The organism is Nonomuraea corallina (assembly GCF_027620315.1).
In the GTDB taxonomy this organism is placed as follows: domain Bacteria; phylum Actinomycetota; class Actinomycetes; order Streptosporangiales; family Streptosporangiaceae; genus Nonomuraea; species Nonomuraea corallina.
This window is the reverse complement of the sequence record NZ_JAPNNL010000257.1, coordinates 1-7,063: the sequence shown is the minus strand read 5'-3', so window position 1 is coordinate 7,063 and position 7,063 is coordinate 1. Positions and strand designations below refer to the sequence as shown.

The 7,063-nt window shown below is 70.8% G+C and carries 7 protein-coding genes; 3 read left to right on the top strand and 4 right to left on the bottom strand.

The features are described 5' to 3' along the window. Positions 1–287 precede the first annotated feature (287 nt). A complete protein-coding gene (locus tag OUY22_RS34770) occupies positions 288–947 on the top strand; it encodes an RNA polymerase sigma factor (protein ID WP_270159556.1) in 660 nt (219 codons plus the stop codon). Next, on the top strand, positions 886–1,350 hold the full coding sequence (locus tag OUY22_RS34765) for a hypothetical protein (RefSeq protein WP_270159555.1): 465 nt from the start codon (positions 886–888) through the stop codon (positions 1,348–1,350). Before OUY22_RS34770 ends, OUY22_RS34765 begins: the two co-directional genes overlap by 62 nt. Before the next feature lie 15 nt (positions 1,351–1,365). On the opposite strand, the gene OUY22_RS34760 is transcribed toward OUY22_RS34765, so the two are convergent. Together OUY22_RS34760 and OUY22_RS34755 are read right to left on the bottom strand one after the other, a co-directional pair. Beyond that, entirely contained in the window at positions 1,366–2,667 is a 1,302-nt protein-coding gene (locus tag OUY22_RS34760) for a glycosyltransferase family 4 protein (protein WP_270159554.1), read from the bottom strand. 540 nt (positions 2,668–3,207) lie between these two features. Next, a complete protein-coding gene (locus tag OUY22_RS34755) occupies positions 3,208–4,230 on the bottom strand; it encodes an Rv2578c family radical SAM protein (RefSeq protein WP_270159553.1) in 1,023 nt (340 codons plus the stop codon). A gap of 133 nt (positions 4,231–4,363) precedes the next feature. On the opposite strand from OUY22_RS34755, the gene OUY22_RS34750 reads away from it, so the two are divergent. Further along, entirely contained in the window at positions 4,364–4,621 is a 258-nt protein-coding gene (locus OUY22_RS34750; RefSeq protein ID WP_270159552.1) for a DUF3040 domain-containing protein, read from the top strand. Between the two features lie 66 nt (positions 4,622–4,687). On the opposite strand, the gene OUY22_RS34745 is transcribed toward OUY22_RS34750, so the two are convergent. Continuing rightward, positions 4,688–6,301 (bottom strand): penicillin-binding transpeptidase domain-containing protein, encoded by a 1,614-nt coding sequence (locus OUY22_RS34745; protein WP_270159551.1) that lies wholly within the window; start codon positions 6,299–6,301, stop codon positions 4,688–4,690. Between the two features lie 48 nt (positions 6,302–6,349). Then, positions 6,350–7,009, bottom strand: coding sequence for a lysophospholipid acyltransferase family protein (locus tag OUY22_RS34740; protein ID WP_270159550.1), 660 nt, complete (start codon positions 7,007–7,009; stop codon positions 6,350–6,352). Positions 7,010–7,063: the final 54 nt, after the last annotated feature.

Here is a 7,063-nt window from a genome sequence, read left to right as displayed (position 1 = left end):
CCGCCCCGGTGCTCCCGGTGTCCGCCCCTCGCCTGCGGGCGGGTGCTTACGCCTGTAGGAGTACGACGGATTCGATTTGATACGGGTGGATTTTTTCACGGGAGCGGCCGGTGTATCAGGAGCGCGGTCCGGCCGCTCTGTCAAGGTGACCGCCGTCACCTGAGTAGCGAAGAGACGCCATGCCCCTTTTCTGCTCGCACCGTCCGATGCAGCGTCACCCCTGGACGCACCGCGCATTCGCGTTCACCCTGACGGGGTGGACCGGGCCGGGAAGGGAGCAGACGGACATGCGAGACGATCCATCGGTCGTCGCCCTGGTGACGAGGGCGAGGACCGGTGACAAGGACGCCTGGGACGAGATCGTCGAACGTTACGCGCCACTGGTCTGGTCGATCTGCAGGACGTTCCGGCTGAGCCGGGCCGACGCCGACGACGTGGGCCAGACGGTGTGGCTGTCACTGGTCGAACAGCTGCCGCGGCTGCGCGAGCCCGCGGCGCTGCCCGGCTGGCTGGTCACCGCCACCCGGCGCGAGTGTCTCCGGTGCGCGCACAGCACCGAGCGGCAGCAGCGCCTCAGCCTGCAGGTCGACCAGGAGGCGCTGGTGGACGAGCGGGCGCCGGCGCCGGATCAGGATCTGCTCGACGCGGAGCGGAACGCGGCGCTCATGGCGGGTTTGCGGCAGCTCAGCGCCCGCTGCAGGGAACTGCTGGGGATGCTGATACGCCAGCCGCCCGCCGCGTACGCGGAGATCAGCGAGAAGCTGTCGATGCCGGTGGGCGCGATCGGGCCCACGCGGGCGCGGTGCCTGGCCAAGCTGCGCCGCTCTCCTGCGGTGGCCGCGCTGATCAGGTCCGAACAGGAGACCCGGGAAGAGGGCGAGAGGCATGGCCACGCCGTGGTGGAAGGACGACGAAAGGTTGCTCGCCGCGCTCAGACGGGCCGATGAGGCGGCCCGCGAGGTGCCGCTCGAGTTCGTGGCAGCCGGCAAGGCGATCTTCACCTGGTACGACATCGACGCCGAGCTGGCGTCGATGACCTACGACTCCGCGGCCGAGCGCGGGCAGCCGTCGCCGACCCGGGGCCCCGAGCACGTGCCGCTGCGGGCGCTCATCTTCGCCACCGGCGAGGTGACGATCGAGCTCGAGGTGGGCCAGGAGGCGCTGCTGGGGCAGCTGGTGCCCGCCCGGCCGGGCACCGCGTACACGCATCTGGTGACCGGCGGGGTGGTGGAGTCGGCGATCGACGAGTCCGGCTGTTTCGTGTTCCGGCCGGCGCCGTCGCAGGCGTTCCGGCTGCAGTGCCGGCCCGCCAGCGGCACGAACGTGGTGACGGACTGGATCGCCCTTTGAGCGCCGCCGGTCCTGTCAGGCGGGTGACCCGCTCGGGCTGACCGGCTCGGCGACCGGGGCCGGAGGCAGGACGCGGGTCCGCCGGGCCAGCAGGTCGTTCAGCAGGGCCTCCCAGCGTTCGCCGACGACGGAGACGTCGTAGCGCTTGGCCGTCTCCAGACCGCCGGCCGCCAGCCGGTGGCGCAGCCGCTCGTCCTCGATCACCCGGATGATCGCCGCCGCCAGGTTGTCCTCGGTGCGCGGTTTGACCAGCAGGCCGTCCACCTCGTTGGTGATCATCTCCTTGGGGCCGTGCGGGCTGTTGAACGACACGATCGCCACCCCCTTGGCCATCGCCTCAAGGATCGTCAGGGAGAAGCCCTCGTGGCGCGAGCTCATCACGTGGATGGAGGCCTTCTCCAGCTCGGCGCCGATGTCGGCGGTCTTGCCGGGCAGCTCGACCTTGCCCTCCAGGCCCGCGTCGGTGATCTGCTGACGCAGGTGCTCCTCCTGCGGGCCGGCGCCGAAGATGCGCAGCGTCCAGTCGGGGTGCGCGGCCGCCACCTGCTCCCACGCCCTGATCAGCCGGTGGAACCCCTTCAGCTTCGTCATCCTGCCCATCGCCACGGCCACCTTGGCGTCGAGCGTGGCGAGGTTCCCGTTCATGGGCGGGACCGCGTTCGGGATGCGCACCAGCTTCTTCGGCCGCTTGGGCAGGGCGTCCTGGTAGTCCTTCAGGTCGGCCTTGGTGAGGGTGACCAGGGCGTCCAGGCGGCGGTAGCGCCACTTGATCAGCTCCTGCAGGCTCTCCGGCTTGACCTTGAGCGCCACGTGCTCCTGCCCGATCGTGATCACGCTGGGCAGCGCGAGCTGGGCCATGGCGAGGTTCAGCCCCGGCCTGGTCCCCATGAGGACGCCCGTGTCGAGCGAGCGGATGAACCGGGCCAGCTTCAGGTCGGTCCACAGGGTGAAACGGTGGTAGGCCGTCTCGTCCTTCGGGATCAGCCTGCTCGGCATCTTGGACAGCATCGCCCGCATCGGGTCGCCGTCAGGGGCCAGCCGGTCATCCAGATAGCGCAGCCGCACCCGCGGGTCCAGCGGGAAGAACGGCTTCTCGTCTTCCCGGAGGATCGACACGATCTCCACGTCGTGCCGTTCGGCCAGGTAACCGGCCAGGTTGAACACGGTCCTGATGGTGCCGCCCATCCCGTTGGCGTGCAGCAGGAGGATCTTGATCTCCCGCGTCGACGCCGGGGGCGCCTTGCGCGCCCTGCGCCGGTTGTAGCCCTGGTACAGCCGGACCGCCGCTGACCTGCTCTTACGCGCCCATGTCCGCACCTGACATATCCCCCTATATCCACCGAAAACGCGATGACAGGCGAGGGCCGGCGGCTGGAGACGACCCCTTCGCCACCCGGACCCTGCCGTGTTCGAGTGGCGCACCGTTCATCCCCGTGGCGCTATCCACTTCTATGATCTTTAGACGCGCTTTGGCGGAATAAGGTTGCATCGCTGTCATAAGTGGCTTTTGGATAGCGGCAGGCAGCCGGAGACGCCACGCGCTCCGGCTGCCTGTTCGGTGCTGGATCGTCAGGCCTCTTCGGGCTTCACGACGTCCTTTTTGATTTCCTTGTCCTGGCGGTTCGCCTTCATGGTCTGCTTCTTGGCCTTGCCGGACTTGGCGCCCGGCTTCTTCTTCGCGTCGGACATGATGTACCCCCCTGTGCGGACAGTGCGCCTCAATTGGCGCACTATTCTCGTAATACCCCTTCACCCTCAAAAACCGACATACCATCACTTTGGTACGAGTCCAGAACGCGAAAAACTCAAGCCCCGGCAGGCCTCGCCCGACCGCCGGGCGCCTCCCGGGGCGGACCGTCAGAGCAGGGTGAGCTGCTGGGGAGACGGCGGGGGCGGAGGCGGGACGCGGCGGGCTCTGTCCGGGGTGGCGCGGCCGATGCCGTGGCGGGCCGCCAGCTCCCTGATCCGGGCGGTGACGCGCTCCTGGTAGGCCTTGGGGGCGTAGGCGCCGCGGCCGTACAGCTCCAGATAGCGCGGCACCAGGCGCGGGTGCTCGCGGGCGAGCCAGGCCAGCCACCACTCGCGGGCGCCAGGACGCAGGTGGAGCACGATGGGGGACAGGTGGGTCGCGCCCGCGGCGGCGATCTCCTTGACCGTGCGCTCCAGCTGGGCGGGGGAGTCGGTGAGGTAGGGCAGCACCGGGGCCATCAGCACGCCGCAGGCGACGCCATGGGCGTTGAGCGTCGCGCAGACCTCCAGGCGGCGGCGCGGGTCGGGAGTGCCGGGCTCGACCGAGCGCCACACCTCGGCGTCGACGAAGCCGACCGAGACGGCGGCGCTCACGTCGGCGCGGTCGGCCGCCTCGGTGAGCAGGTCGAGGTCGCGCAGGACCAGCGTGCCCTTGGTCAGCACCGAGAACGGGTTGGCCGCGTCGCGCAGCGCCTCCAGGATGCCCCGCATCAGCCCGTAGCGGCCCTCGGCGCGCTGGTAGCAGTCGACGTTGGTGCCCATCGCGATGTGCTGCCCGCGCCGGCGCGGCGAGGCCAGCTCCTTGCGGGCCAGCTCGGCGGCGTTGACCTTCACCACGATCTTGGAGTCGAAGTCGGCCCCGGAGTCGAGGTCGAGATACTCGTGCGTCTTGCGCGCGAAGCAGTAGACGCAGCGGTGGCCGCAGCCCCGGTAGGGGTTGATCGTGAACTCGAACGGCACCCGGCTTGCGGCCGGCACCCGATTGATGATCGAACGAGCCTGGACCTCGTAGAAGGTCATGCCCCGGAACCCGGGGGCGTCGAAGGTGCGGACGGCCGCGCCGCGGGCGAACAGCGGCATGACCGAATCGTCCGGCCCGGCCTGGGCCAGGCGCAGGTTGTCCCAGCGCATGCCATGATTAGAACAGAGGTTCGATTAAGATCGCAAACGAAAAGAGGCGGCAATTACCTGGTCGGCTCACGGCTAATGATCTTCATGGTTGGGCAGGAAACCCGCACAGAGCTTGCGTTCCGGAGGTGCACCCATGGCCTGGTCGCAGGACGAAGAGTGGATGCTGGCCCAGATCGAGCAGCACCTCGTCGACGACGATCCACGACTTGTCGCACGGCTCGAGTCGTTCAACGAGCGCGCGCGCCGCAGCGAGGAGAGGGCGGCAGGAAGGACCGCCGGGCGCACGCCCCGCCGTTCGACCGTCATCATCCTGATCAGCTGGTTCCTGATCGCCACCCTCGTCGCCACGCTCCTGATCCTCGTCCTCCGCGAGGCCGCCAGCCTCGCCTGACCTCTGCCCGACTCGCCTGACCCGCGGGACGCCCCCGTAACCCCGCCCGTAACCCGCCGCCCGCCGTCAGCGGGACGACGGCAGGGCGCGCAGGAAGTCGGCGGCGACCGGGGCCGCGACCTTGCCGCCCCCGCCGCCGCCCTCCACCACCACGGCGAACGCCACGTCGTCCTTGAACCCGATGAACCACGCGTGGGAGTCGAGCTCCGGCCCCGTGCCGTACTCGGCGGTCCCCGTCTTGCCGCGGGTGCCCGCCGGAAGGCCGGCCGCCTTGGCGGTGCCCTTGGTGACGACGGCCGCCATCAGCGCGTGCATGTCCTTGGTCACCCCGTCGGGCAGCGGGCGGGGCTGGACCTTCCGCGGCTGGTCCGGCACCAGCGTGGGCGGACGCCAGGTGCCGTCGGCGAGCGCCGCGGCCACCGACGCCATCGACAGCGGGCTGGCCGTGATCCGGCCCTGGCCGAACGACTCGGCCGCCAGCTCCGCGTCGGACTCGGCCCTGGGCAGGCTCGGCTCGGTGGCGGGCAGGCCGATGTCCATCGCCGTGTTGAAGCCGACCAGCTCGGCCGTTTCGAGCAGCTTGTCGGCGCCGAGCCGCTGCTGCGCCAGCGGCGCGAACGAGGTGTTGCACGAGTAGGCGAACGAGTCCTGGAAGGTCACCTTGCCGTACGCGGCCCGCTCGGAGTTGCGGATCCGCAGCCCGCCCACGGTCGCGTACTTCGGGCACGTCACGGTGTCGCCCGGCCGCAGCCCCTCGGCCAGCAGCCCCACCGCCGTGACCGCCTTGAACGTCGAGCCCGGCGGGTAGCGGCCGTCGACGGCCCGGTTGAACCCGCCCCGGTTGTTGACCACCGCCAGGATCTCCCCGGTGCCCGGCCTGATCGCCACCAGCGAGGCGGGCTTGTCGAGGTCCTTGACCGCGGTGACGGCGGCGTCCTGCACCCGCGAGTCGAGCGAGGTGGTCAGCGCCTGGCCCTCCTCGCCCTCGATCGTCTCCAGGGTGGTCTCGCCCGCCCGGATCTCCGTCGTCGGCGTCCCGGCCAGCCGCTTCTCGAACGTCTGCTGCAGCCCGCCCCGCCCGATCGCCTGCCCTGCCCGGTAGGCGGAGCCGAGCCGCCGCACGTCCTTCTTGGTCGCCTTGTCGAGGAAGCCGACGAGCTGCTGGACGGAGCCGCCGGCCTCGCCGGTGTCGATGCGCTCGCCGTCGGCGTCCACGATCGGGGCCCGCTCGGGCCACTTCGTCCTGAGGGAGAACTCCGCCTCGGAGGTGAGCCTCGGATGCGCCGCGGCGGGACTCCAGTCGACCTTCCAGTGACGGTCGGCCACCTTGAGCGCGAGCTCTCCGTCGTACGTCCAGTCGCCGAGGTTCTTCAGCCGGTGGGTGACCGTGTAGGGGACGGTGGCGCGGTCGTCGCCCTCGCGCGGCTGCCCGAGCGTCACCCGGGTGGACTCGACGCCGAGGGCCTCGCGGAGCCGGCCGTAGAGGGCGAGCTCGCGCGGGGCGGCCAGCTCGGCGCTCATCCGCGCCTGGTCGCCCGCCTGCCACGCGGCGGTGAAGCGCTGCGCCGTCTCGCCGGGCGTGCCCCGGGTGTGCAGCAGATAGTAAGCGCCGCCGGCGGCGGCCCCCACCGCCACCACGGCGGCGGTGGACACGATCACGATGGTGCGCGTGCGCCCCACTGTCAGCCCCCTGACCGTAGACAGGGGACCGAGCTTAGCGGGGACGGTTCACGCCGTGCCATGCGACGGTTTGTGACCGGAGGCGTACTGCGGGACGTACTCCTGGCCCGAAAGCCGCTGGATGGCGGCCATGATCTCGTCGGTGACGCGACGCCGGTCGCGGGCGCTGCCGTGGTCGCCCTCGAACCGCAGCGGCTCGCCGATCCGGATGCCGACGGAGGCCGGGCGGGGCACCCTGGCGCCGAGCGGCATCACCTTGTCGGTGCCGCTGAGCGCCACCGGCAGCACCGGCGCGCCCGTCTTGAGCGCCAGCCAGGCGACGCCGATCTTGCCGCGGTAGAGGCGGCCGTCGGGGGAGCGGGTGCCCTCCGGGTGGATGCCGAACAGCTCGCCGCGCTCCAGCACGGCGGCGGCGGCGTCGAGCATCTCCTGCGCGGCCCTGGCGCTCTCGCGGTCGGTCGGCAGGCTGCCGCCCAGCCGCATCAGCCAGCCGGAGAACGGATTGCCGGAGAAGTACTCGTTCTTCGCGGCGAACGTGACGTGCCGGGGGAGCAGCGCGGGCAGCAGGAACGAATCGATCACCGACAGGTGGTTGGCCGCCAGGATCGCCGGCCCGGTGCGCGGCACGTGCGCCGCCCCGGACAGGTGGGGCCGGCACATCGCGTGGGTGAGCGGCACCGCGGCGAACTTGACCACGTGATACAGCAACTTGGCTCCAGGAGGTGATCGTGTCGATCCGGCGCACTCACCCTAAACGCGTCG